The 22,822-nt window shown below is 71.1% G+C and carries 21 protein-coding genes; 4 read left to right on the forward strand and 17 right to left on the reverse strand.

Going from position 1 to position 22,822, the window contains the following annotated elements; all coding sequences use genetic code 11:
- Positions 1 to 353: 353 nt before the first annotated feature.
- From A4R43_RS24120 to A4R43_RS24170, 11 genes are all read right to left on the reverse strand, one after another.
- Entirely contained in the window at positions 354 to 1,337 is a 984-nt protein-coding gene (locus A4R43_RS24120; RefSeq protein ID WP_113694421.1) for an ABC transporter ATP-binding protein, read from the reverse strand.
- A gap of 6 nt (positions 1,338 to 1,343) precedes the next feature.
- Entirely contained in the window at positions 1,344 to 2,249 is a 906-nt protein-coding gene (locus A4R43_RS24125) for an ABC transporter permease (protein ID WP_113694422.1), read from the reverse strand.
- Entirely contained in the window at positions 2,242 to 3,168 is a 927-nt protein-coding gene (locus A4R43_RS24130; protein WP_113694423.1) for an ABC transporter permease, read from the reverse strand. Before A4R43_RS24130 ends, A4R43_RS24125 begins: the two co-directional genes overlap by 8 nt.
- 1 nt (position 3,169) lies before the next feature.
- Positions 3,170 to 4,795, reverse strand: a complete 1,626-nt coding sequence (locus tag A4R43_RS24135) for a peptide ABC transporter substrate-binding protein (protein ID WP_113694424.1) — start codon at positions 4,793 to 4,795, stop codon at positions 3,170 to 3,172.
- Positions 4,796 to 4,967: 172 nt separating this feature from the next.
- Entirely contained in the window at positions 4,968 to 5,924 is a 957-nt protein-coding gene (locus A4R43_RS24140) for a Ppx/GppA phosphatase family protein (RefSeq protein ID WP_113694425.1), read from the reverse strand.
- A gap of 68 nt (positions 5,925 to 5,992) precedes the next feature.
- A complete protein-coding gene (locus A4R43_RS24145) occupies positions 5,993 to 7,153 on the reverse strand; it encodes a lytic transglycosylase domain-containing protein (protein ID WP_113694426.1) in 1,161 nt (386 codons plus the stop codon).
- Between the two features lie 258 nt (positions 7,154 to 7,411).
- Complete coding sequence (locus A4R43_RS24150; protein WP_236808223.1) at positions 7,412 to 8,518, reverse strand: lytic transglycosylase domain-containing protein; 1,107 nt, start codon at positions 8,516 to 8,518, stop codon at positions 7,412 to 7,414.
- A gap of 64 nt (positions 8,519 to 8,582) precedes the next feature.
- Positions 8,583 to 9,110: a DUF501 domain-containing protein gene (locus tag A4R43_RS24155; RefSeq protein ID WP_113694427.1), complete on the reverse strand. Its 528-nt coding sequence runs from the start codon at positions 9,108 to 9,110 to the stop codon at positions 8,583 to 8,585.
- Positions 9,111 to 9,124: 14 nt separating this feature from the next.
- Positions 9,125 to 9,646: an FtsB family cell division protein gene (locus A4R43_RS24160; RefSeq protein ID WP_113694428.1), complete on the reverse strand. Its 522-nt coding sequence runs from the start codon at positions 9,644 to 9,646 to the stop codon at positions 9,125 to 9,127.
- 6 nt (positions 9,647 to 9,652) lie between these two features.
- The gene (gene eno / locus A4R43_RS24165) at positions 9,653 to 10,939 is read right to left on the reverse strand and encodes a phosphopyruvate hydratase (RefSeq protein WP_113694429.1); all 1,287 of its coding nucleotides are present in this window, start codon (positions 10,937 to 10,939) and stop codon (positions 9,653 to 9,655) included.
- Between the two features lie 81 nt (positions 10,940 to 11,020).
- Positions 11,021 to 11,482: a VOC family protein gene (locus tag A4R43_RS24170; RefSeq protein ID WP_113697845.1), complete on the reverse strand. Its 462-nt coding sequence runs from the start codon at positions 11,480 to 11,482 to the stop codon at positions 11,021 to 11,023.
- Positions 11,483 to 11,600: 118 nt separating this feature from the next.
- Here A4R43_RS24170 and A4R43_RS24175 point away from each other — a divergent pair, with 118 nt between their 5' ends.
- On the forward strand, positions 11,601 to 12,002 hold the full coding sequence (locus tag A4R43_RS24175) for a tetratricopeptide repeat protein (RefSeq protein ID WP_113694430.1): 402 nt from the start codon (positions 11,601 to 11,603) through the stop codon (positions 12,000 to 12,002).
- Here the strand turns inward: A4R43_RS24175 and A4R43_RS24180 are convergent.
- Positions 11,999 to 12,571 carry a helix-turn-helix domain-containing protein gene (locus tag A4R43_RS24180; RefSeq protein ID WP_113694431.1) on the reverse strand — a complete coding sequence of 191 codons (573 nt, stop codon included), beginning with the start codon at positions 12,569 to 12,571 and terminating at the stop codon, positions 11,999 to 12,001. The genes A4R43_RS24175 and A4R43_RS24180 overlap by 4 nt on opposite strands.
- Positions 12,572 to 12,636: 65 nt before the next feature.
- Between A4R43_RS24180 and A4R43_RS24185 the strand changes: the two genes are divergently transcribed.
- Positions 12,637 to 13,521, forward strand: a complete 885-nt coding sequence (locus A4R43_RS24185) for an NAD(P)/FAD-dependent oxidoreductase (RefSeq protein ID WP_113694432.1) — start codon at positions 12,637 to 12,639, stop codon at positions 13,519 to 13,521.
- The gene (locus tag A4R43_RS24190; RefSeq protein ID WP_113694433.1) at positions 13,518 to 14,120 is read left to right on the forward strand and encodes a class I SAM-dependent methyltransferase; all 603 of its coding nucleotides are present in this window, start codon (positions 13,518 to 13,520) and stop codon (positions 14,118 to 14,120) included. Before A4R43_RS24185 ends, A4R43_RS24190 begins: the two co-directional genes overlap by 4 nt.
- Here the strand turns inward: A4R43_RS24190 and A4R43_RS24195 are convergent.
- The 5 genes from A4R43_RS24195 to mfd form a co-directional block, all read right to left on the reverse strand.
- Positions 14,102 to 14,698 (reverse strand): class I SAM-dependent methyltransferase, encoded by a 597-nt coding sequence (locus A4R43_RS24195; RefSeq protein WP_113694434.1) that lies wholly within the window; start codon positions 14,696 to 14,698, stop codon positions 14,102 to 14,104. The genes A4R43_RS24190 and A4R43_RS24195 overlap by 19 nt on opposite strands.
- Before the next feature lie 11 nt (positions 14,699 to 14,709).
- Positions 14,710 to 15,546: a lysozyme family protein gene (locus A4R43_RS24200; RefSeq protein WP_472240943.1), complete on the reverse strand. Its 837-nt coding sequence runs from the start codon at positions 15,544 to 15,546 to the stop codon at positions 14,710 to 14,712.
- Between the two features lie 314 nt (positions 15,547 to 15,860).
- Positions 15,861 to 16,820, reverse strand: coding sequence for a nucleoside triphosphate pyrophosphohydrolase (locus A4R43_RS24205; RefSeq protein WP_113694435.1), 960 nt, complete (start codon positions 16,818 to 16,820; stop codon positions 15,861 to 15,863).
- Positions 16,817 to 17,779, reverse strand: a complete 963-nt coding sequence (locus A4R43_RS24210) for a hypothetical protein (RefSeq protein WP_113694436.1) — start codon at positions 17,777 to 17,779, stop codon at positions 16,817 to 16,819. Before A4R43_RS24210 ends, A4R43_RS24205 begins: the two co-directional genes overlap by 4 nt.
- A 53-nt stretch (positions 17,780 to 17,832) precedes the next feature.
- The gene (gene mfd, locus A4R43_RS24215; protein ID WP_418190748.1) at positions 17,833 to 21,405 is read right to left on the reverse strand and encodes a transcription-repair coupling factor; all 3,573 of its coding nucleotides are present in this window, start codon (positions 21,403 to 21,405) and stop codon (positions 17,833 to 17,835) included.
- A 91-nt stretch (positions 21,406 to 21,496) separates the two neighbouring features.
- On the opposite strand from mfd, the gene A4R43_RS24220 reads away from it, so the two are divergent.
- Complete coding sequence (locus tag A4R43_RS24220) at positions 21,497 to 22,720, forward strand: PQQ-dependent sugar dehydrogenase (protein WP_113697848.1); 1,224 nt, start codon at positions 21,497 to 21,499, stop codon at positions 22,718 to 22,720.
- The last annotated feature ends 102 nt before the right edge of the window (positions 22,721 to 22,822 follow it).

Genomic DNA, 22,822 nt, shown 5'->3' on the forward strand with positions numbered 1-22,822 from the left:
CGCTCGCCGGGCGGAGGCTCGGCGTTGGTGAGGCTCGCCGAAGCGGAGGTGAGAGCGTTCGTGGCACGCGCCGGAGCGGGGGCGTTTGTGGGTTCGCCGGGGCTGGGAGTGGGGGTGTTTGGGACGTGCGCCGGAGTGGGGGCGGGGCGTGAGGCAGGCGGAGGCGGAGGCGGAGACCGAGACCGAGGCGGAGGCCGGGGCGGAGGCGGAGGCCGGGGCGGAGGCCGGGGCCGGGGCGGAGGCGGAGGCCGGGGCGGAGGCCGGGGCCGGGGCGGAGGCGAAGGCCGAGACCGAGGCTGAGGCCGGGTGGCGTGGGTGGGTGGCCGAAGGGAGTGGCGGGAGCCCGGTGCGGGTTAGGCATTGTGCATTACCTCGGCGGCGAAGTGGCAGGCGCTGTACCGGCCCGGTGCTGGTTCCAGCAGGGGCGGGCGGTCCGTGGAGCAGACGCGCTCGGCTCGCTTGCACCGTGGGTGAAAAGGGCAGCCCCCGGGGATGTTCAGCAGGCTGGGCGGTAGGCCCCTGATCGTCTCCAGGCTTTGCCCCTTCTGGTCCAGACGCGGCAGCGAGTTCATCAGCGCCGCCGTATAGGGGTGCGCGGGGGATTGGAACAACGTATGGACGTCGGATTGTTCAACAATCCTACCGGCGTACATTACGGCAATCCGATCGGCCACTTCGGCGACAACCCCCAGATCGTGCGTGATCAACACGAGGCCCATCCGCCGCTCAGCCTGGATTTCCGCCAGCAGGTCCATGATCTGCGCCTGCACCGTCACATCCAGCGCGGTCGTCGGCTCGTCGGCGATCAGCAGCTCCGGGTCCAGCGCCAGCGCCATCGCGATCATCGCCCGCTGCCGCATCCCGCCCGAGAACTGGTGCGGGTACTCCCGCACCCGCGAAGCCGCGTTCGGGATGTGCACCAGATCGAGCAGTTCCACCGCCCGCGCCCGCGCCGCCCGGCGGCTCATTCCCTTCCGCAACCGCAGCTGCTCCTCGATCTGGAACCCCACCGTGAACACCGGGTTCAACGCCGAAAGCGCGTCCTGGAAGATCATTGCGATGCCGCCACCGCGCACCTCGCGGCGACGGCGGGCACCAACACTAAGCAGGTCCTCACCCCGGAACCGGATCGAGCCACCGGTGACCACGGCCGGCGGCGTGTCCAGGATGCCCAGCACCGCCTGCGCGGTCACGCTCTTGCCCGACCCCGACTCCCCCAGCACGGCCAGCGTTTCCCCCGCGTCCACGTGGTAGCTCACCCCGTTGAGCACCGTGGCCACCCCGTCCGGCGTGCGGAACTCCACCCGCAGGTCGTCGATCTCCAGCAGTCTGTCCATTGTGGATCACCGGGCCCGCGGGTCGAGTGCTTCGCGGACCGCGTCACCGAGCATGACGAACGCCAGCACCGTGGTGACCAGGAAACCCGCCGGGAACAACAGCAAATGCGGGGCAGCCCGCACGTACGTCCGCGCGTCGTTGATCATCACGCCCCACGAGACCACCGGCGGCCGCAGCCCGATGCCCAGGTAGGACAGCGTCGCCTCCACCCCGATGAACGCGCCGAGCGCGATGGTCGCGTAGACCAGCACCGGCGCCAGGCAGTTCGGCAGCAGGTGGCGGAAGATGATCCGCCGCCCGCCGGCACCGAGCGCCCGCGCCGCCTTCACGTAGTCCTGCTGCTTCGCCGAAATCGCCGCCGAGCGCATGATCCGCAGCGAAACCGGCCACGACAGCAGAGCGATCGACAGCACCACCTGCACCACGATCCGCACCGCACCGGCGTCACCCGCCGAGTTCAGCGTGGTCAGGATGACGATCGCGCCGAGCACGAACGGCAGCCCGAAGAACACGTCCGCGATCCGCGAGATCACCGTGTCCAGCCAGCCGCCGTAGTACCCGGCGAGAATGCCGAACACCCCGCCGAGCAGCACCACGCCCAGCGTCGCCAGCACACCGACCACAATGGACGCTCGCGCGCCGTGGATGACCCGCGCGTAGATGTCGTAACCCTGGTTGTCGTAGCCGAACCACGCCTCGGCGGACGGTGGCTGCCGCTGCCGCGTCAGGTCGCCGAGGTTCGGGTCCGCCGAGGTGAACAGCGACGGGAACAGCGCCATCACCACGATCACCAGAATGATCGACGACGAGATCCAGAACATCGGCCGTCGCCGCAGGTCGCGCCACGCGTCGCTGAACAGGCCTCGGGGCCGCGCGGACACCCCGGTCGCCGCGGTTGCCGGGTCAGTCATAGCGGATCCTCGGGTCGAGCACGCCGTACAGCAGGTCGACGAGCAGGTTCATCACCAGGTAGACCAGCACCAGCAGGACCACCAGCCCGGTCACCGTGGCGCCTTCCTTGGCCTGGATGGACTTGAAGATCAGCCCGCCGATGCCGGGAATGTTGAAGATGCCCTCGGTGACGATCGCGCCGCCCATGAACGCGCCGAGATCGGTGCCGAGAAAGGTGATCACCGGCAGCGCCGCGTTGCGCAGCATGTGTACACCGACCACCCGCGACTGCGGCAGCCCCTTCGCCACCGCCGTGCGCACGTAGTCCGCACGCCGCGTTTCGGCGATGCTGGCCCTGGTCAGCCGGGCCACGTACGCCATGGACAGGCTGGCCAGCACGAACCCCGGCACGATCAGCTCACCGAAGCCCGCCTTCGACGAAACCGTGGGATTGATGATCCCCCACTCCAGCCCGAGCACCAGCTGCAGCACGTACCCGGTGACAAAAACCGGGATGGAGATCAGGAACAGCGTGGACACCAGCACCAGGCTGTCCAGGAACCCCCGCCGCCGCAGCCCGGTGACCACGCCCGCGGTGACCCCGATGAGCGCCTCGATGGCCAGCGCCACCAGCGCCAGCCGCAGCGTGACCGGGTACGAGTTCGCGATCAGCTCGCTCACCGGCACCTGGGAGAACGTCTCGCCGAAGTCACCCCGCAGCAGGTTCCACAGGTACTTCCCGTACTGCACGAAGATCGAGTCGTCCAGGTTGTACTTCTCGTTCATCGCCGCGACGAACTCGTCCGGGCAGTCCCGCTCACCGCACTTCCCGGCGAACGGGTCCCCCGGCAGCGCCCACACCAGCAGGTAGATGCCGAAGGTGGTGCCGAGGAACACCGGCACCATCTGCAGCAGCCGCCGCAGCACATACCGGCCCAACTCAGGCCACTTCGACGCTGGTCAGGTCGAGCTGCCGGAACGCGCTGAGCTTCGCCGAGGCCAGCCGGTCGCTCTTGCCGCCGATGGTGTTCTGCGTCCACAGTGGAACGAACGGCAGGTCGTTCAGGATCATCTTCTCGGCTTCGAGGTAGAGCTTGATGCTCTCCTCCTCCGACGGCGCGGTGTCCGCGGCGGCCAGTTTCGCGTCCACCTCGGGGTTCGAGTACTCACCGTCGTTCGAGGACGCGCCGGTGCGGTAGATCGGGTTGAGGAAGTTCTCGATCGACGGGTAGTCGGCGACCCAGCCCGCGCGGTACATGTCGGTCATCTCGCGGGCGTTGATCTTCTGGCGGAACTCGCCGAGGCTGGTGGCGGGCTCGAAGACGCACTCGATGCCGAGCGTGTTCTTGATGCTGTTCGCCGCCGCGGTGGCCCATTCGCTGTGCCCGCCGTCGGCGTTGCTGATGATCTTCAGCGTGCCGGTGAACCCGGACTTCGCCAGGTGCTCGCGCGCCTTCTCCGGGTTGTACGTGCACAGCTCGCCGCACTGCCCCTTCTGGTAGCCCTTGAGCAGCGGGTGCACCAGGCCGTCGGCCGGCTGCCTGCTGCCCTCGTAGATGCGGGTGGTGATCTCCTCGCGGTTGATCGCCATCGAGATCGCCTTGCGCAGGTCGGGGTTCTGGTACTTCTCCTCGTACAGCGGGAAGGCCAGCGTCTGGTTGATCAGCGAATCGCGTTCCACCACGCGGTCGCCGAGATCGGTCTTGTGCTGCTGCCCGGCCAGCGCGCTCGGCGGCAGCTCCTCGATGAAGTCGAGCTGGTTGCCGACCAGGTCCGGGTAGGCGGCCTCGCGGCTCTGGTAGACCTTGAAGGTCAGGTCCTTGAACTTCGGCTTGTCCAGGCCCGCGTACTCGTCGAACCTGGTCAGCCTGACGTCGGTGCCGACCTGGCGCGAGACGAACTTGAACGGCCCGTTGCCGATCGGCTTGGCCTCGAAGGCGGCCTTGTCGGCGAAGAACGAATCCGGCAGCGGCGCGTAGACGGTGTACCCGAGCTTGACCTTGAACACCGGCGACGAGTTCTTCAGCGTCACCTCGAAGGTGTGGTCGTCGATCACCTTCAGCCCGGACATCTTGTCCGTGGTCGGCTGCGGCGCGGACTGCGGCCCGCTCTTGCCGTCCGGGTCGGCCGGGTTGACCTCGTCGTAGCCCTGGATGTCGGAGAAGAACGGCGCGCCCTGTGTGGCGTTGGGCCCGTACGCGGTCCAGTTCCAGGCGTCGACGAAGTTCTTCGCCTTGACGTCGGTGCCGTCGTGGAACTTCCAGCCCGGCTTCAGCTTGAAGGTGTAGACCTTCGAGTCGACGTCGGTGATCGAGTCGGCGACCGCGTTCTTCACCTCGGTGGTCTGCGGGTCGTAGGCGATCAGGCCGGTGAACATCGCGTCCAGCACCTGGCCACCGCCGAACTCGGTGGTGTTGCCCGGCACCAGCGGGTTCTCCGGTTCGGTGTTGAACACCGAGATGGCCGCGTCGGCGTCGCCGGTGCCCGGGTCCTCCCCACCGCCCCCGCACGAACTCAGCACGAGTGCCGCCGACATCGAGATCACCATGAGCCGCGTGGTCCGCATTCTTGCCTCCATCGAAGGGAGAAAGACTGCAGGCACGCTATCCGGCGGGGTGAGCCAGACCACAGACGCAAATCATTGCGAAAGAATCACGATGATCCACATTACTCCGTCAGACTTACACCGGCGGAGCAACGTGAATCCGCTGAATGCCGTAAACCCCGCACCGCGTTTGTCACGACACCAGGGAAAGCGCGATCCCGTCGAGAATGTCGTGCTCGCTCACGATCAGCTCGGCCGGGCCGCCGCGCGCGGCGAACTGCTCGGCCAGCGCGCGCACGATCACCGCGCCACCGCCGATCACGTCCACCCGGCCGGGGTGGATCACCGGGTTCGCGGCGCGGGCGGCGTGGTCCACGCCGAGCAGGCTCTCGGCGAGCCGGTCGATGTCGGCGCGGGACAGCTTCGACAGGTGCACGCGCTCGGTGTCGTACTGCGGCAGTTCCTGCGCCACCGCGGACAGCGTGGTGACCGTGCCCGCGACCCCGATCCACGAGTTCGCCCGCGAAACGTCCACCGCCTCGAACGCCTCGGTGAGCACCTCGGTGGCCAGCTTGTGCGCGGCGGTGATCTCGTCGGCGGTCGGCGGGTCCGACTTCAGCGTGCGCTCGGTGATCCGCACGCAGCCGATGTCCACCGAGCGCGCGGCCAGCACGTCGGCGCGCTTGCCGTCCCAGGTGCCCAGCACCAGCTCGGTCGAGCCGCCACCGACGTCGACCACCAGGAACGGGCCGTCTTCGGGGTCCTGCTCGCCGACCGCGCCGGTGAAGGACAGGCGGGCCTCCTCGTCACCGCTGATGACCTCGGCCTCGGTGCCCAGCACCTCGCGGGTCATCGCGAAGAACTCGTCGCGGTTGCTCGCGTCGCGGGTGGCGGAGGTGGCCACCATGCGCACCTTCTCCACGCCCTTGCGACGCGCGGCGATGGTGTAGTCGGCCAGCGCGGCGCGGGTGCGCTCGAGCGCCTCCGGCGCGAGCCTGCCGGTGGCGTCCACCCCCTGCCCCAGCCGCACGATGCGCATCTCGCGGTGCAGGTCGCGGAGGTCGAACGTGCCGTCATGGCGTTCGGTCAGCTCGGCGACGAGCAGGCGGATGGAGTTGGTCCCACAGTCGATGGCGGCTACACGAGGCATACCGCCACCCTAACGGCGAACGCCCACCGGCCCGTGCGGGCTGGTGGGCGTTCGCGCCTGGCGTGCGATCAGGGAGCAGGCGTGGTCGAGGAGGTGTCCTCGCACAACGGCGGCTCGCCCTCGGCAGGCGGCTCCGGCGTGGTGCCGGGCTCCGGCTCCACGCAGTCCGGCGGCGTCGACGAGCTGGGCGGGTTGCTGCTCGAGGGCGGGTTCGACGACGACGGCGGGTTCGACGAGCTGGGTGGGTTCGACGAGCTCGGCGGCTTGGTCGAGGAAGGCGGGTTCGTGGTGCTCGGGATCGACGACGAAGGCGGGTTCGACGAACTCGGCGGGTTCGAGGTGGACGGCGGGTTGCCCGGGGTGGTCGGCGGAACCGACGGGACCGGCACCTCACCCGGCGCGCCGCCGCCGGTCGGGGCCTGCGGGGCGGCGAGGACCGGACCGTGCTGGTCCGTGGTCGGGTGCACGCCCTTCGCGTACGCCTCGGCCCAGGCCAGCACCGTGCGCACGTACGAGTCGGAGTGGTTGTAGCGGAAGACCGCGGTGGCGCGCTGGGCCGGGTCGGCGGTGTTCAGCCCGCCGGAGCACAGGTACCGCCCGGCGCCGAGGGTGGCGTCGTAGATGTTGTTCGGGTTGCGATCGCCGTCCCCGTTGCCGTCGGAGGCGTAGCCCTGCCAGGTGGACGGGATGAACTGCATCGGGCCGACCGCGCGGTCCCAGACCGTGTCGCCGTCGTAGGCGCCGCCGTCGGTGTCGCTGATCGCGGCCACCGGGCCGGCGCCGTTCAGCACCGGGCCGAGGATCGGCGCACGCGTGTACCCGGCGGCGTCGACGTTGCCGCCGCGCGCGTGGTTCGACTCGATCCGGCCGATGCTGGCCACCAGCGACCAGTGCAGGTTGCAACCCGGCTGGCTGGCGGCGAGGTGGTCGGCCGCGCGCGTGTACGCCTTCAGTGCGGAGCCGGGAATGCCCAGCGGCCCCGACGGCAGGCCCGCGTTGCCGTTGAGCGCGTCCGCGTTGGCCGCGTCGGCGAGCAGCTGCTCACCGATGGAGTCGCCGTTGGGCAGGCTGCCGTCCACGCTGAGCGGATTGCCCTGCGCGTCCACCGGTTGCCCCTGTGCGTCGAGGTAGCGGCTGGGCCCGGAATCCTGGGCCAGCAGGGAGAACCCGCCGATGCCGCTGGCGGGCACCATGAGCGGTAGCGCCAGCAGCGGCGCCCCCCAAGCCATGGCCCGCGTCCGCCGTCTGCTCTGTCCCGCGCGTGTACCGCGCCTCTGCCACACCCGCACCCGGTGACCTCCACGTCGCGCCGTTACCGCACTGCGTAGCTCAGCATGCCGGATGTGAAGTGGGCGAAAACACCGGCAACACGCAAAAGCCCGCAGCTCTGTCAGATTTCCACAACCGGGGCGGATCTGTTCATCGAACGGCAACAAACGGCGGCCGAACGGCCTAGTTCTTTCGTTGTACAGAACGTCGGCGGGTACTTAGGGTGCCGATGCCCCCGAAAGCACCGCGGACGACGACGGCGGCGTGCTCGGCTCGCACGGCGGCAGCGAGGACGACGGCGGTGTGCTCGACGAAGGCGGCGCCGAGGAACTCGGCGGCGTGGATTCGCAGGTCGGCGGCGGCTCGCTCAGCGACGGCGGCAGCGACGACCCCGGCTCACCTGGAGCAGGCGGGTTCGGCGGGTTCACGGGGTCCGGCCCGGGATCCACCGGCGCGGGCGGCGGCGCGACCGGCGCCGGCGCGGGCGTGGCGACCGGATTCGGCGCGCCCACCGGCACTTCGCTGTCCGGCAGCGGGGTCACCCCGGTGCGGTAGGCCTCCGCCCAGGCGAGCACCGTGGTCACGTAGCTGTCGGAGTTGTTGTAGCGGAAGACCGCCGTGCGCAACTGCTCCGGATTGGCCAGGTCCAGACCACCCGAGCACAGGTAGCGGCCGGAGCCGAGGGTGGCGTCGTAGATGTTGTTCGGGTCGGTCACGCCGTCGGCGTTGCCGTCCGAGGCGTAGCCCTGCCAGGTCGACGGGATGAACTGGGTGGGACCGACCGCCCTGTCCCACACCGGGTCGCCGTCGTAGCGGCCGCCGTCGGTGTCTCGGATCGCGGCCACCGGGCCGACACCGTCGAGCACCGGGCCCAGGATCGGTTCGAGCGTGTTGCCCTTCTCGTCCAGGTACCCGCCGCGTGCGTGGTTCGACTCGATGCGGCCGATGCTCGCGATCAGCGCCCAGTCGATGTGGCAGCCGGGCTGCTCGGAGCCCAGGAGATTGGCCGCGTTCTGGTACGCGCGCAGGGCGGAGCCGGGAATGCCGAGCGGACCGGGCGGTGGCACGTCCACCAGCAGCGCCTCGGGATCGGGCGGCTGCGGCAGGCTGCCGTCCACGCCGACGATGCCGAAGCCCGGCTCACCGCCGCCGGACGGCGGCACCAACTGGCCCGTTTTGTCCAGCCAGCCCTCGGTTCCGCCGGTGAGCCCGAAGGTGGGCGCGACCGCGAGCAGCGCGCCGAACACCGCGATGGCCGTCCGGTGGCGCAGGCCGAATTCCTGGGACACTCCACCGGCCGCGCCGGAGACCGCGAACAACCGCACGCCGAGAACGCCTTTCCCCGCAGATGCCTACCCGGTTGAGCTATCTCCGGCGGCGGCGGGAACGTTACTGTCCTTTTGCGACAGTCGGCGCGCAGTCGCCGGACGGCCAGCCTTCGGCGCGCAGCAGCTCCAGCGTCTCGTCGCCGAACGGGTTCACGCCGGGCCCGCAGGCCAGCGTGTGCGCGAGGTGGACGTGCAGGCACTTGACCCGGCCCGGCATGCCACCCGCGGTGACCTCGTGCCCGAGCGGCTCGATCGCGTCGCGCTGCGCCAGGTACGACCGGTGCGCGCGCAGGTAGGCCGCCGCCAGCTCCTCGTCCTCGGCCAGGCGGTCGGTCATCTCCTTCATCAGCCCGGACGCCTCCAGCCGCCCGACCATCGAGGCCAGGCGCGGGCAGGTCAGGTAGTACAGCGTGGGGAACGGCGTGCCGTTCTCCAGTTTCGGGCTGGTCTGCACCACCGACGGGTGCCCGCTCGGGCAGCGCGCCGCCACCGCGCGCAGGGCACGCGGCGGACGGCCGAGCTGCTCGGCGATCACCGCCCTGTCCTGCTCGGTGACGGGTTCGAACTGGGGGGTTTCGGTGCTGCTCACGGCGGTCAGCGTAACTACCCCGTCGCCTGGTCCCACAGGCGCTCGTACCACGGCCCCGACGGGGGCGGTGCCTGCTCGGCCGGGCCCTGGTTCGGCGCCTGCTGCTTGTCCTCCGGCAGCTGCACCATGTACGGGGTCTCGCCGGGCATCACGTACCGCAGCCGCCGCCGTGCCTCCGCCTGCACCTGGGCCGGGTCGGCCAGCTCGGCCTTGCGGGCCTCCAGCTGGGCGACCTCGTCACGCAGGCGCTCGCGTTGCTGCTGCTGCTCGGAAACCTCCGAGCGCTGGGTGAGGTAGGTGCGCAGCGGCACGGCGATGGTGAAGGCGAGCGCGCAGACCACGATCGCCACCACCGCCGCGCGCCGGGTGTTCGACAGGCCGAGCACGCGGGCGGCCCCGGAAGCGCGTTTCGCGCTCCAGCCCCGCCGCAGCCGGGCACGCCTGCCCTCGCGGTGCACACGCGCCGGCCGGCGGGCGTAGGTTTTCCTCGCCCGCCCGCCGGTGCGCTCCCGGCTTCTTCCGCCGCGCTCGGCCATGCTGGATCAGGACTCCGGGGTGAACCTCGGGAAGGCCAGGTCACCGGCGTACCTGGCGGCGTCGGCCAGCGTCTCCTCGATGCGGAGCAGCTGGTTGTACTTGGCGATGCGCTCACCGCGGGCAGGCGCGCCGGTCTTGATCTGGCCGACGCCGGTGGCGACCGCCAGGTCCGCGATGAAGGTGTCCTCGGTCTCGCCGGAGCGGTGGCTCATCATCGACTTGTAGCCGTAGGAGGTGGCCAGCGAAACCGCGTCCAGCGTCTCGGACAGCGTGCCGATCTGGTTGACCTTCACCAGCAGCGCGTTCGCCGCGCGGCGGGTGATGCCGTCCTCGAGTCGCTCCGGGTTGGTCACGAACAGGTCGTCACCGACCAGCTGGACGCGCTCGCCCAGCTCGGCGGTCAGCCGCACCCAGCCGTCCCAGTCGTCCTCGCCCAGCGGGTCCTCGATGGACACCAGCGGGTACGCGTCGACCAGCTCGGTGTAGTAGCCGATCAGCTGCTCGGCGCTCTTCTTCGCGCCCTCGAAGGTGTAGGCGCCGTCGGCGAAGAACTCGGTGGCCGCCACGTCGAGCGCGAGCGCGACGTCACGCCCCGGCACGTAGCCGGCCTTCTCGATGGCGGTGATGATCAGGTCCAGCGCCTCGCGGTTGTTCTTCAGGCTGGGCGCGAACCCGCCCTCGTCACCGAGGCCGGTGGCCAGGCCGCGGCCCTTGAGCACCGACTTGAGCGAGTGGTAGACCTCGGTGCCCCAGCGCAGCGCCTCGCGGAAGGACTCCGCGCCGATCGGCGCGATCATGAACTCCTGGATGTCCACGTCGGTGTCGGCGTGTGCGCCACCGTTGAGGATGTTCAGCATCGGCACCGGCAGCACGTGCGCGTTCGGCCCGCCGAGGTAGCGGAACAGCTCCAGCTCGGCCGAGTCCGCGGCGGCCTTGGCGACCGCCAGCGAGACACCGAGAATGGCGTTCGCGCCGAGGCGGGACTTGTCCGGCGTGCCGTCGAGGTCCACCAGCTTCTGGTCGACGATGCGCTGGTCGACCGCGTCCACGCCGGCCAGGTCGGGGCCGATCTCGTCGAGCACCGCGGCGACCGCGCGCTCCACGCCCTTGCCGCCGTAGCGGGCGGTGTCGCCGTCACGCAGCTCGACGGCTTCGTACTCACCGGTCGACGCACCCGACGGGACCGCGGCCCGCGCCAGCGTGCCGTCGTCGAGGGCCACCTCCACCTCGACCGTCGGGTTGCCGCGCGAATCCAGAATCTCGCGCGCGCCTACCTGCTCGATTACCGCCACGCCTTGCTCCTCGTCCGGTTGTCCCAGCCACGACGCCGCCCAGCGTAGCCGTTGCCGGGTGTCACCCGTTGGAGGCTCACGTCACTCGTTGCGGATGACCTGCCAGCCGGCCGGCAGCTCGACCTGGTCGGACACCTGCTGCCAGAAGGTCCAGCTGTTGCCACCGCAGTCGGGCACGGTGAACACCCGCGCGCCGTAGGGCTGGTCCTGCGGCGGCGCGAGGTCGGCGTCCTCGCCCAGCGCCGCGCAGACCCGGGTGTACTGCGCGTCGACGTCGTCCACGTAGACGATGTTGAGCTGGCCGACCGGTCCTTCGACGCCCTTGGACTCCCAGTAGTCGGAGCCGGCGCCCGCCAGCTGCACCTCGGCGTCGCCGGCCTGGAGGGTGGCCTGGAACACCACCCCGGAGGCGTCGACGAACCGCACCTTCTCGGTGAAGCCGAACACCCTGACCAGCCAGTCCAGCGCCTCGGTGGCGTCGGTGTAGTAGAGGTACGGAGCCAGCCCGAGGTACCGCGGCCCTTGTTCGTGCTCATCGCTCATGACGGGCAAGTCCACCATGTGAAAGCCGGACGCGCGGCACGCCCCCTCCCGGATGCCGGGTTGATCACCAATCCAACCGTCGCGTGGGACCACGTGCGCGGGTACCGTCGAAAGGACCATGGTTGCTCATGAACAGGATCCCGCAGAGGACCGGTTCGCGGCGTTCCGCGAGGCGGAGCACCTGGTCGGGGCCCGCCGCCCGCTCGAGGCGCTGAAGCTGCTCGAGCCCGTGCTCGCGGCCGAGCCGGACAAGCCCAGCGTGCAGTTGCTCGCCGGGCGCGCCTACTTCCTGTCCGCCCAGCTGCGGCACGCCGAAGCCGCGCTGACCCGGGTGGTCGAACTGGACCCCACCGACCACTACGCACGGTTCGTGCTCGGGCGCACGCTGCAGCGGATGGGCAGGCTCGCCGAGGCGCTCGGCCAGATGCGCATGGCGAACGCGATGTACCCGGTGGCCGACTACCAGGACGGCGTGTCCGAGCTGACCGCGCGACTGGCCCTGCGCGAGGACAAGCCCTAGCGCCGCCCGGCTTTCGCGCGCAGGTGGGCGCGTTCGCCCTGCTTGCCGAACAGGGACAGCACCTCGACCGGGTAGTCGCCCGCCGCGCCGAACCAGTGCGGCACGCGCGTGTCGAACTCGGCGGCCTCCCCCGGCCCGAGCACCATGTCGCGGTCGCCGAGGACCAGCCGCAGCTTGCCGTCGAGCACGTACATCCACTCGTAGCCCTCGTGGACCTTGAGCTCCACCTCGCCGCGCGGCGGCACGATCAGCTTGTACGCCTGCGGCTGGCCGGGGCGGTTGCTCAGCGCCATGGTGGTCATGCCGTTGGCCCGCTTCGCCTCGATGCGCACCCGCGGATCGCCGGTCGCGGGCGCGCCGACCAGGTCGTCCAGCGGCACCTGGTACGCGCGGGCCAGCGGCAGCAGCAGTTCCAGGGTGGCGCGGCGCTGCCCCGACTCCAGCCTGGACAACGTGCTCGACGAGATCCCGGTGGCTTCGGCAAGCGCCCCGAGCGTCATCCGCCGCTCCCGGCGCAGCGCTTTCAGCCGCGGCCCGACTCCGCTCAGTACCCGCTCGATCTCGGACATGCCCCGATTTTGCCAGATTGGCAAACATGTTTGCCAGATCGCCCGCGGCTGCGGATGCTCGAGGCATGAGCGAATACGACGTGGTGATCATCGGAGGCGGGCCGGCCGGGCTGAACGCGGCTCAGGTGCTGGCCAGGGCGCGAAGGCGGGTGGCGGTGGTCGACGGGGGCAACCCGCGCAACGCCCCGGCCGACGGCGTGCACGGGTTCGTTTCCCGCGACGGCATGCCGCCCGGCGACCTGCTCGCCATCGGACGGTCCGAAGTGGAGGGTTACGGCGGCGAGATCGTGGACGGCGTGGTGCGCCGGGTGCGGCACGACCGCACGGTCGAACTGGCCGACGGGCAGCTGCTCAGCGCCAAGCGGCTGCTGGTGGCGACCGGGCTGACCGACGAGCTGCCCGAACTGCCCGGGGTGCCCGAGCTGTGGGCGATCGACGTGCACCACTGCCCGTACTGCCACGGCTGGGAGGTCCGCGACCAGCGGATCGGCGTGCTCGGCAGCTCGCCGAACTCGGTGCACCAGGCCGAGTTGCTGCGCGAATGGAGTGACGACGTGGTGTTCTTCGGGCACCAGAGCCCGCCGGACGCCGACGCGCTGGCCCGGCTGAGCGCGCGCGGGGTGAAGGTGGTGTCCGGGCCGGTCGCCCGCCTGGCCACCGCGGAGCACCGGCTGCGCGGGGTGGAGCTGGCCGACGGCACGGTGGTCGAGCGGGACGCGTTGTTCGTCGCGCCGAAGTTCGTGCCGAAGGACCGCATCCTGACCGGGCTCGGCTGCGCCCACGGCGACGATGGACTGGTGCAAGTGGACCGGACGGGGCGGACGAGCGTGCCGTGGGTGTGGGCGGCGGGCAACGTGATCGACCTGCGGGCGCAGGTGATCACCGCCGCCGGTGACGGTGCGCGAGCGGCCATCGCGATGCACGCGGACCTGATCGGAGCGGGCGAATGAGCGAGGCGACCGAGTTCTGGGAGGGTTTCTACGCCGAGCGCGAGGTGTGGTCGGGCAAGCCGAACGCGCTGCTGGTGCGGGAGGTGGCCGAGCTGCGGCCGGGTACCGCGCTGGACCTCGGCTGCGGTGAGGGCGCCGACGTGGTCTGGCTGGCGTCGCAGGGCTGGCGCGTCACCGGGGTCGACGTGTCGGCCACCGCGTTGAAGCGCGCCGCCGCGCACGCCGCTGAAGCCGGGGTCGCCGACCGCGTCGAGTGGCAGCGGCACGACCTGTCGGTGTCCTTTCCGGACGGTGAGTTCGACCTGGTCTGCGCCTCGTTCCTGCACTCGCCGGTGGCCGGTGACCACGAGCGCAACCACATCCTCGGCCTGGCGGCGAAAGCGGCGGTCGCGCCGGGCGGGTCGCTGGTGATCATCGGGCACGCCGGTGAGCACCCGGAGCACGGGCCGCTGCCGACCACCGAGGAGGTGCTGTCCGGTCTCGCGCTCGGGCCGGAGTGGGTGATCGACACCGACGAGGTGGTCGAACACCCGGAGAGCAAGGCGGGCACCGGCCTGGACAACGTGCTCCGCCTGCGGCGTCAGGGTTTGCGGCCGTAGACCAGGAAGACCACGCGGTCACCGGATTCGAAGCGGCGGGCCCGCACGCCGGCGAACCCGGCCGCGACCGCGGCCGCTTCGTCCACATCGGACGGAATGGGCAGGTCGGTGGCGACGTGCTCGGCGATCGGCCCGGACGGGTTGAAGGTCCCCGCGAACGGCAGCGTGAAGGCGACCTGCCCGCCGGGCCGGAGCACGCGCCGCCAGTCCGCCAGCGCGGCCATGCCGAGGAAGTGCAGGGAGGAGGCGCACAGCACCAGGTCCACCGGGTCCTTTTCGGACATCGGCGCGGGCACGGCGGGCGCGGTCAGCCAGTCGATCCGCCCGTCCGGGTCGAGTTCGGCGGCGCGTTGCTTCGCGCGCTCGATCATGCCGCTGGAGAGGTCGATCGCGGTGACGCGCGCGGGCTCGAGCAGGCGCAGCGCGGCGAACGCGGCGGCTCCGGTGCCGGTGGCCACGTCGAGCACGTTCGCCGCCGGCGCGTCGAGGCCCGCGACCAGCTCGGTGGCGACCAGCTCGTGGAATCCGTTGGCGTCGTAGGCGGGTGCTTGCTCGTCGAACAGGAATGCGGGCCCCATGATCGCCGATCCTACTGCGCGGGAACGGCGGTGGCGTAGGCATCGGCGCCGCTGAACACGTCCTGGCCGTAGGGCACCGATTCGTTGTAGGTGAGCACGGCCTTCCACCAGCCTTCCGGCTGGCTCAGGTCGCCGCCGGAGGAGCAGAGGTAGCGGGCGGCGGTGAGCGCGGCGTCGTCGATGTTCTGGGGGTCGGGGGTGCCGCCGTCACCCGCGGCGCGGGCCGCGTGCCGCTGCCAGGTAGCGGGCAGGAACTGCATGGGGCCGACCGCGCGGTCCCATTGGGTGTCGCCGTCGAGCTTTCCGCCGTCGGTGTCGGGCACGGCCTTGACGCCGGGAGAACCGTCGAGCGGGATGCCGATGATCGGCTTGGTCACGCGGCCGTCGGCGCCCACCTCGGCGCCGCCGAACCCGCCGTGCTGCGATTCGACACGGCCGATCCCGGCGAGCGTGGACCACGAGATGTGGCAGCCCGGTTGCTGCGAGCGCATCCACATCTCGGCCTTGCCGTACCCGGCCAGGACGCGCTCGGGCACCGAGGTCGCGCGGCCGACGCGCTGCGCCCAGGCGTCGAGCTCGGCCTGGTCGGAGGCGTTGAGGCGGTCCTCGGGCGCGGGCAACGCGGCCTTCGGCACCGCGGCGCCCGGCTGGGGGCGCTGGTCGGGCACCGGGAGCGGGGCGGTCCGGGATTCGCGCTGGTCGTCGCGGGTCACGCCGATGGTGAGGATGAGCACGAGCCCGGCCACGATCAGCGTCGCCACCAGCGCGAGCCGGGCCACCAACCCGGACCGGCGCGGCCGCGGCGGACGAGGCAACGCCTCAACAGGCGAAGACGAGGGTTCGACCACCCGTTCAGGTTACGTGCCCGGCCCCGCCTGGCGCCCAGCAATGCTGCGAGTAGTACCGCGGCGATGCACCCAGCAGCCACGCCCTAACGACTGTGCCCCACCCGCAGCCCACCTCACAAAGGTGCCCACCACCATCCAAACCGAGAGCCCATCCAAACCGAGAGCCGGGGCGCAAACCCGAGACCGGGCCCAAACCGAGAGCCGGGCACCACACCCCAGGAACCCACCCAGACTCCCCCTTCCCCATCCCGGCCCACAGCCAAAAACAATGAAAAGCCGGGGTGGGACCCCGGAATGCACCAGGTCAACCCACCTCAACGCGGCCAGAAGCGGCGCCAGGCCTCAGCTTCCAGGGTTTGCGGGTTGATCCCGGCAGCCCTCGCGGCGGCTTCGGCGGCTCGCACGTCGGCGGCGAAGCGCTTCGCGACGGCCCTCAGTTCGCCTTCCGGGTCCAGCCCGCCACGACGCGCGCCCGCGGCCAGGCGGAAGAGCCGCTCAGCTTCGGAATCGCCCGACGGGAACAGGTCGTACGGCAGCCCGGCCCGGCCCGTGCGCTGCCCCAGCTTGCCCGCCAGCGCCACCGCCGGCTGCCCGAGCGCCACGCCGTCCACAATGGACTCCCGCTGCTTTTCGGTCTGCTTCAGCTCTTCCCAGCGCACCTGCTGGTGCTCGGCCGTGTGGACCACCTCGTCACCGGCGAACACGTGCGGGTGCCGCCCGACGAGCTTCGCCACCAGCTCCCCCGCGACGTCCTCGATGTCGAACGGGTCCTCCGAAGACTCCGCCGCCACGCGCGCGTGGAACAGCACCTGGAGCAGCACGTCGCCCAGTTCCTCGCGCAACGCCGCCCTGTCCCCGTCTTCGATGGCCTCCAGCAGCTCGTAGGTCTCCTCGACCAGGTACTGCCGCAGCGAGTCGTGCGTCTGCGCGGCGTCCCACGGGCAACCACCCGGCGAGCGCAGCCTGTCCATCACGGCCACCGCGTCCACCACCGCGGGCACCGGCACCGAGACCAGCGCCGCCCCGGCCCGGAGCAGCGCCGCCGCGCCCGGCTCGCCGCGGTCCGCCGCGACCAGCACCACGGAACCGGTGGCGCGCAGCAGTTCCTCGGGCTCGGGCGCTGGTTTCGCGTCCAGCGCCACCCTGGTCACCTCGGGCAGGTCACCGGCCGCGTAGACCACGTCGGCCGCCCGCAGCGCGGGCCACGCGGCGGCGGGCAGGACAGCGGGCAGCGCCGCGGGTGCCAGGACGACCGTCGCGCGCGAAAGGCTCATGGACGCAATGGTTGCACGGCCTTGGCCGGGAACTGGTAGCCCGTCGCCTCGTCGGCGTTCGGCAGCACCGCCATGCTCGCCACGTCCCACACCCCGTACCGCGGGTTGACCTTGATCCCGAGTTCCTCCGCGATCGGCTGCAGCAGGCGCTTGCCGAGCTGGTAGACCGCCTCCGAATCCGGTGCGATCGGCGTCTGCGGCGCCGAGGACGCCGTCGTCCGGTTCTTCACCAGCGCGACGAACCAGCCCGCCTGCTGCTGGCTCGGCTGCACGACCACCACCGTGCCCGGCTTCGCGCCGAACAACGCGCTGCCCGGCAGCGCTTCCGCACCGCTCTGCTCACCCTGCGTCGCGGCCACGTTCAGCGGCTGCTCCAGCACCCGGTAGCTCGACTCGCTGATCACCTCACCAGCCCGCGCGGGCTGGTCGGCGATCTTCTTGGCCAGTGCGAGCGCCTGGTCCTTCGCGGTCGATCCCGGCGCCTCCTCGGTGATCACCGTGCCGACCACGTCCACCGACAGCGAAGACGCGTACTTGGCGCCCAGCTCCTGGGTCAGCAGGAAGTCGGAGACGAACTCGGGCACGCGCTCCACCGAGGTGTTCACGCGCGGCGCGATGGCCGCGGCGCCACCGCTGCGCTCGATGAGTTCGTTGACCTGCATCGGATCCGCGCGCAGGCCTTCGCGCTGCGCCGCGATCGAGATCAGCTCGTGCATGATGCGGCCGTCGACCACCACCCGCGCGTTCAGGTCGAGCTTGCGCTGCTGCTGCGCCTGCTGGGCGTCGGGCGAGTTCTTCAGCAGCCAGCTGACTTCCTGCTGCACCGACTCCAGCGGCACGGACCGGTCGCCGATGATCACGGCGGAGTCCACCTGGCTCGGCCCGGCCCCGCAGCCGGCGAGCAGAAGACCGGTGGTCAGAACGGCAACCAGCGCCCGCGGGCGACCCATGATCCGCATCACAGCGCCTACCCTCTCACATCAGTTCCCCGCGGGGGAACGACCGGGTTGACTCAGCCGACCGCGGCCGGCGCCTTCGACAGCGACTCCAGCAGCTTGGTGCACCAGTCGAGCAGCGGCTCGTCACGCAGCTGCGGCGCGCCCATCCGGCCACCGGCCGGGCCCTCGGTCGGCTTCGGCACCGACACCGTGTGCGTCACCGCCTTGTAGACGGCCTTGGGGTACAAGCGCTTCAGGCGCACCAGCTGCGAATCCGCCAGCGGCAGCGGCGCGAACCGGATGCTGTTGCCCTGGGTGGACACCTCGGTCACGCCAGCCGCCCGGCACGCCTGCCGGAACCGCGCCACCGCCAGCAGCCTGCCCACCGAAGCCGGCGGCTGGCCGTACCGGTCGACCAGTTCCTCGCGCACCGCGTCCAGCGCGGCGCCGTCGGTGGCCGCGGCGATCTTGCGGTACGCCTCCAGGCGCAGCCTCTCCCCGGGCACGTAGTCGTGCGGGATGTGCGCGTCCACCGGCAGGTCCACCCTGACCTCGGCGGGTGCCTCGTCCTCCAGCGGCTCGGCGCCCGCGCTGCGGCGGAACACGTCCACCGCCTCGCCGACCAGCCGCACGTACAGGTCGAAGCCGACGCCGGCGATGTGCCCGGACTGCTCCGCGCCCAGGATGTTGCCCGCGCCGCGGATCTCCAGGTCCTTCATCGCGACCGCCATGCCCGCGCCCAGCTCGGTGTTCTGCGCGATGGTGGCCAGCCGGTCGTGCGCGGTCTCGGTGAGCGGCGCCTCCGCCGGGTACAGGAAGTACGCGTACCCGCGCTCGCGGCCGCGGCCGACGCGCCCGCGCAGCTGGTGCAGCTGGGCCAGGCCGAGCAGGTCACCGCGCTCGACGATGAGCGTGTTCGCGTTGGAGATGTCGAGCCCGGTCTCCACGATCGTCGTGCACACCAGCACGTCGAACTCGCGCGCCCAGAACCCCTCGATGATCTTCTCGAGCTTGTCCTCGTTCATCTGGCCGTGCGCGGTGACCACCCGTGCGTCCGGCACCAGCTCGCGGATGCGCTTCGCCGCCTTCTCGATCGACGAAACCCGGTTGTGCACGTAGAAAACCTGGCCGTCGCGCAGCAGTTCGCGGCGGATGGCGGCGCCGACCTGCTTGTCGTCGTAGGCGCCGACGTAGGTCAGGATCGGGTGCCTGTCCTCGGGCGGGGTGAGAATGGTGGACATCTCGCGAATGCCCGCCAGCGACATCTCCAGCGTGCGCGGGATCGGCGTCGCCGACATGGTCAGCACGTCCACGTGCGTGCGCAGCGCCTTGATGTGCTCCTTGTGCTCGACGCCGAACCGCTGCTCCTCGTCCACGATCACCAGGCCGAGGTCCTGGTAGCGGATCCCGGTCTGCAGCAGGCGGTGCGTGCCGATGACGATGTCCACCTCACCGGCGGCCAGCCCCTCGAGCACCAGGTCCGACTCGGTCTTCGAGGTGAACCGCGACAGGCCCTTGATGGTCACCGGGAACGACTGCATGCGCTCGGTGAAGGTGCTCAGGTGCTGTTGCGCGAGCAGCGTGGTCGGCACCAGCACGGCCACCTGCTTGCCGTCCTGCACCGCCTTGAACGCCGCGCGCACGGCGATCTCCGTTTTGCCGTAACCGACATCACCGCAGATCACGCGGTCCATCGGGACCCCGCGTTCCATGTCGGTCTTGACCTCGTCGATGGCGGCGAGCTGGTCGCCGGTCTCGGTGAACGGGAAGGCGTCCTCCAGCTCGCTCTGCCACGGCGTGTCCGGGCCGAAGGCGTGGCCGGGCGCGGCCTGGCGGGCGGCGTAGAGCTGCACCAGCTCGGCGGCGATCTCCTTGACCGCCTTGCGCGCCTTGGCCTTGGTGTTCTTCCAGTCGGAGCCGCCAAGCTTGTTCAGCGTGGGCAGCTCGCCACCGACGTAGCGGGAGACCTCGTCGAGCTGGTCGGTCGGCACGAACAGCCGGTCGCCCGGCTGGCCGCGCTTGGACGAGGCGTACTCCAGCAGCAGGTACTCGCGGGTGGCCCCGGCGACCGTGCGCTGCACCATCTCCACGAACCGGCCGATGCCGTGCTGGTCGTGCACCACGTAGTCGCCCGCCTTGAGCGCGATCGGATCGACCGCGTTCCGGCGCCGCGACGGCATCTTGGTGTTCAGGTCCCTTGTGGACGTTCCGGCGCCCGCGCCGCGGCCGGTGAGGTCCGCTTCGCTGAGCACCACCAGCGCCTGGTCCGGCAGCGCGAAACCGTCGACGAGGCCACCGCAGGTGATCGTCACGACGCCGGTTTCCGGTGCCTTGTCCAGCCGGTCCACCTGGCGCGCGGGCACTTCGGCCGCGCCGAGCTGCTCGGCGACCCGGCTGGCCGTGCCGTGCCCGGCGACCACGATCACCGCCGCGCCACCGGACGCGGTGTGCGCACGCAGGTCGGTGATCGCGCGCTCGAACTCGCCGCGGTAGGCGGGCGCGGCCTCGACCGCGACGTGCACCACGTCCTCGCCCTCGGTGGTCAGCTGCGACAGCGTCCACCACGCGCGCTTGGTGTCCTGCGCGTGCGCGGCCACCTCGCTCAGGTCGCGGTAGGCCGACGCGCCGAGGTCGATCGGCGCCGAACCCCCGCCCGCGGCCGTGGTCCACGAGGCTTCAAGGAACTCCTGCCCGGTGCGGACCAGGTCGTGTGCCCGCGCGCGGATCTTCTCCGGGTCGGCGAGCAGCACGTGCGCACCCGCCGGCATCGCGTCGGTGAGCAGCTCCAGCTCGCCCTCGCACAGCACCGGGATGAGCGCTTCCATGCCCTCGCAAGGGATTCCGTCCGCGAGCTTGGTCAGCATCTCGGCCAGCTGGGCGTCCGCGGCGTGGGTCTGCGCGAGTTCGGCGGCGCGGGCCTTGACCTCCGGCGTGAGCAGCAGCTCGCGGCACGGCGGCGCGACCACGGCGTCGATCTCGCCCGGCAGCGACCGCTGGTCCGACACCGCGAACGCGCGGATCTCGCTGACCTCGTCGCCCCAGAACTCGACGCGGTGCGGGTGCTCGGCGGTCGGCGGGAAGACGTCCAGGATGCCGCCGCGCACGGCGAACTCACCGCGCTTCTCCACCATGTCGACGCGCGTGTAGGCCAGCTCGACCAGGCGCGAGAGCACGCCCTCGAACTCCTGCTCGGCGCCGACCCGCAGCTCGACCGGCGCCAGCGTGCCCAGGCCCGGCGCCATCGGCTGGATCAGGCTGCGGACGGTGGCCACCACCACCCGCAGGCCGCCGCGATCCGGGCCGTTGAGCCGGTGCAGCACGTCGAGGCGGCGGCCGACGGTGTCCGCGCGCGGCGAGAGGCGCTCGTGCGGCAGCGTTTCCCACGACGGGAAGTCGGCGACCGCGTCCGGGCCGAGCAGCGCGGACAACGCCGACGTCAGCTCGTCAGCCTCGCGGCCGGTGGCGGTGACCGCGAGCACCGGGCGATCGGCGCCGTCCGGCGCGGCGAGCGCGGCCGCGACCAGCTGCCGGGCGGCGGTCGGCCCCTGGAGTTCGAGCAGCGGGGCACCCGCGCGGTCGAGCACGGGGCGCAGCGTGGCGCCGGACAGGGCTGAGCCCACGAGACCGGACAGGACGGCGTCAGTCACCGAAACTTCCCCTCACCTGGTGCGTCCCGCCAAGCCTACGTGGAGCGGACGACACTTTCGCGGCCGGTCACCACGGTGCATGCTGTGCTCCATGCCCGCACGAAAAGCCGGATTCGCGATGATCGCCGCGCTGGTCGCGCTCACCTCGGCCTGCAGCGACACGCCCCCCGCGCCGGACGCCGCCACGCCGGCGCCTGCCCCGTCGAACGCCGCGCCCGCCGGGAAACCGGGCAGCCTCGCGCTCCAGGTCGAGGAGGTCACCGGCGGGCTCACGCACGGCTGGGACATCGGCTTCCTGCCCGACGGCAAGGCGCTCGTCACGCAGCGGCCCGGCAAGATCGCGCTGGTCTCCGGGCTGCAGCCGGGGGCAACCGCGACCGAGGTGAAGGCCGACTTCTCCGACCTGTTCGTGGAGCACGAAAGCGGGCTGCTCGGCCTGGTCGTGCACCCCGATTTCGCCCAATCGCGCAGGTTCACCACCTGTCAGAACTACAAACAGGGCGAGACGCCGACCGACGTCCGGCTGATCACCTGGACGCTGTCCGCCGACGGCACCTCCGCGCAGCGCGTGCAGACGCTGCTGACCGGCATGCCGGTGAACCCGAACGGCAGGCACAGCGGCTGCCGGCCGACGCTGGCCGAGGACGGCGCGCTGCTGGTCGGCACCGGGGACGCGGCCGACAACCCGGACGTGCCGCAGGACCGCACCAATCTCGGCGGCAAGGTGCTGCGGATCGACCTGAACACCGGGGAAGGCCTGCCGGACAACCCGTTCGCGTCCTCGGCGAACGCGAACGAACGGCGCGTCTACACCTACGGCCACCGGAACGTGCAGGGCGTGGCCGTGCGCACCGGAACCGGGCAGGTTTTTGTCTCCGAGCACGGGCCGACGAACTTCGACGAGCTGAGCCTGGTCAAGGCGGGCGGCAACTACGGGTGGGACCCGTCGCAGGGCGGCACGGTCGACGAGTACGACGAGAGCGTGCCGATGACCGACCTGGAGCGGTTCCCCGACGCCGTGCCGCAGGCGTGGACCTCGGGCAAGACCACCGAAGCCCCGTCCGGCGCGACCTTCCTGACCGGCCCGCAGTGGGGCGACCTCGACGGGCGGATGGTGCTGGCGGCGCTGCGCGGGCAGAAGCTGCTGGTGTTCACCATGGACGGTCCGGGCGCGGTGACCGACGTGTACCTGCCGCCGGAGTTCAACGCCGAGTTCGGCAGGCTGCGCGGGGTGCGCACCGGCCCGGATGGCGCTCTCTACGTCACCACCTCGACCGGCACCGACGACAAGCTGCTGCGGGTCACCCTGGCCTGAGCGGGCAACGTCACGAATGTGGCTTTCGAGACGTTTTTCCTGGATCCACCGATGTGTTTTGTCGGTGGATCCAGGTGGTGGTTGTTGATCTTGTGGTGGTGG

The organism is Amycolatopsis albispora (assembly GCF_003312875.1).
Classification (GTDB): domain Bacteria; phylum Actinomycetota; class Actinomycetes; order Mycobacteriales; family Pseudonocardiaceae; genus Amycolatopsis; species Amycolatopsis albispora.

Excerpts from the sequence above, each read along its gene's own strand:
- A4R43_RS24175 (WP_113694430.1), top strand. The coding sequence starts at position 11,601 with ATGGTTGCTCATGAACAGGATCCCGCAGAGGACCGGTTCGCGGCGTTC.
- A4R43_RS24195 (WP_113694434.1), bottom strand. The coding sequence starts at position 14,698 with ATGGGGCCCGCATTCCTGTTCGACGAGCAAGCACCCGCCTACGACGCC.
- A4R43_RS24145 (WP_113694426.1), bottom strand. The coding sequence starts at position 7,153 with ATGGCTTGGGGGGCGCCGCTGCTGGCGCTACCGCTCATGGTGCCCGCC.
- A4R43_RS24205 (WP_113694435.1), bottom strand. The coding sequence starts at position 16,820 with ATGAGCCTTTCGCGCGCGACGGTCGTCCTGGCACCCGCGGCGCTGCCC.
- A4R43_RS24190 (WP_113694433.1), top strand. The coding sequence starts at position 13,518 with ATGAGCGAGGCGACCGAGTTCTGGGAGGGTTTCTACGCCGAGCGCGAG.
- A4R43_RS24120 (WP_113694421.1), bottom strand. The coding sequence starts at position 1,337 with ATGGACAGACTGCTGGAGATCGACGACCTGCGGGTGGAGTTCCGCACG.
- A4R43_RS24180 (WP_113694431.1), bottom strand. The coding sequence starts at position 12,571 with ATGTCCGAGATCGAGCGGGTACTGAGCGGAGTCGGGCCGCGGCTGAAA.
- A4R43_RS24220 (WP_113697848.1), top strand. The coding sequence starts at position 21,497 with ATGCCCGCACGAAAAGCCGGATTCGCGATGATCGCCGCGCTGGTCGCG.
- A4R43_RS24170 (WP_113697845.1), bottom strand. The coding sequence starts at position 11,482 with ATGAGCGATGAGCACGAACAAGGGCCGCGGTACCTCGGGCTGGCTCCG.
- A4R43_RS24160 (WP_113694428.1), bottom strand. The coding sequence starts at position 9,646 with ATGGCCGAGCGCGGCGGAAGAAGCCGGGAGCGCACCGGCGGGCGGGCG.
- A4R43_RS24210 (WP_113694436.1), bottom strand. The coding sequence starts at position 17,779 with ATGCGGATCATGGGTCGCCCGCGGGCGCTGGTTGCCGTTCTGACCACC.
- A4R43_RS24140 (WP_113694425.1), bottom strand. The coding sequence starts at position 5,924 with ATGCCTCGTGTAGCCGCCATCGACTGTGGGACCAACTCCATCCGCCTG.
- A4R43_RS24185 (WP_113694432.1), top strand. The coding sequence starts at position 12,637 with ATGAGCGAATACGACGTGGTGATCATCGGAGGCGGGCCGGCCGGGCTG.
- A4R43_RS24125 (WP_113694422.1), bottom strand. The coding sequence starts at position 2,249 with ATGACTGACCCGGCAACCGCGGCGACCGGGGTGTCCGCGCGGCCCCGA.
- A4R43_RS24135 (WP_113694424.1), bottom strand. The coding sequence starts at position 4,795 with ATGCGGACCACGCGGCTCATGGTGATCTCGATGTCGGCGGCACTCGTG.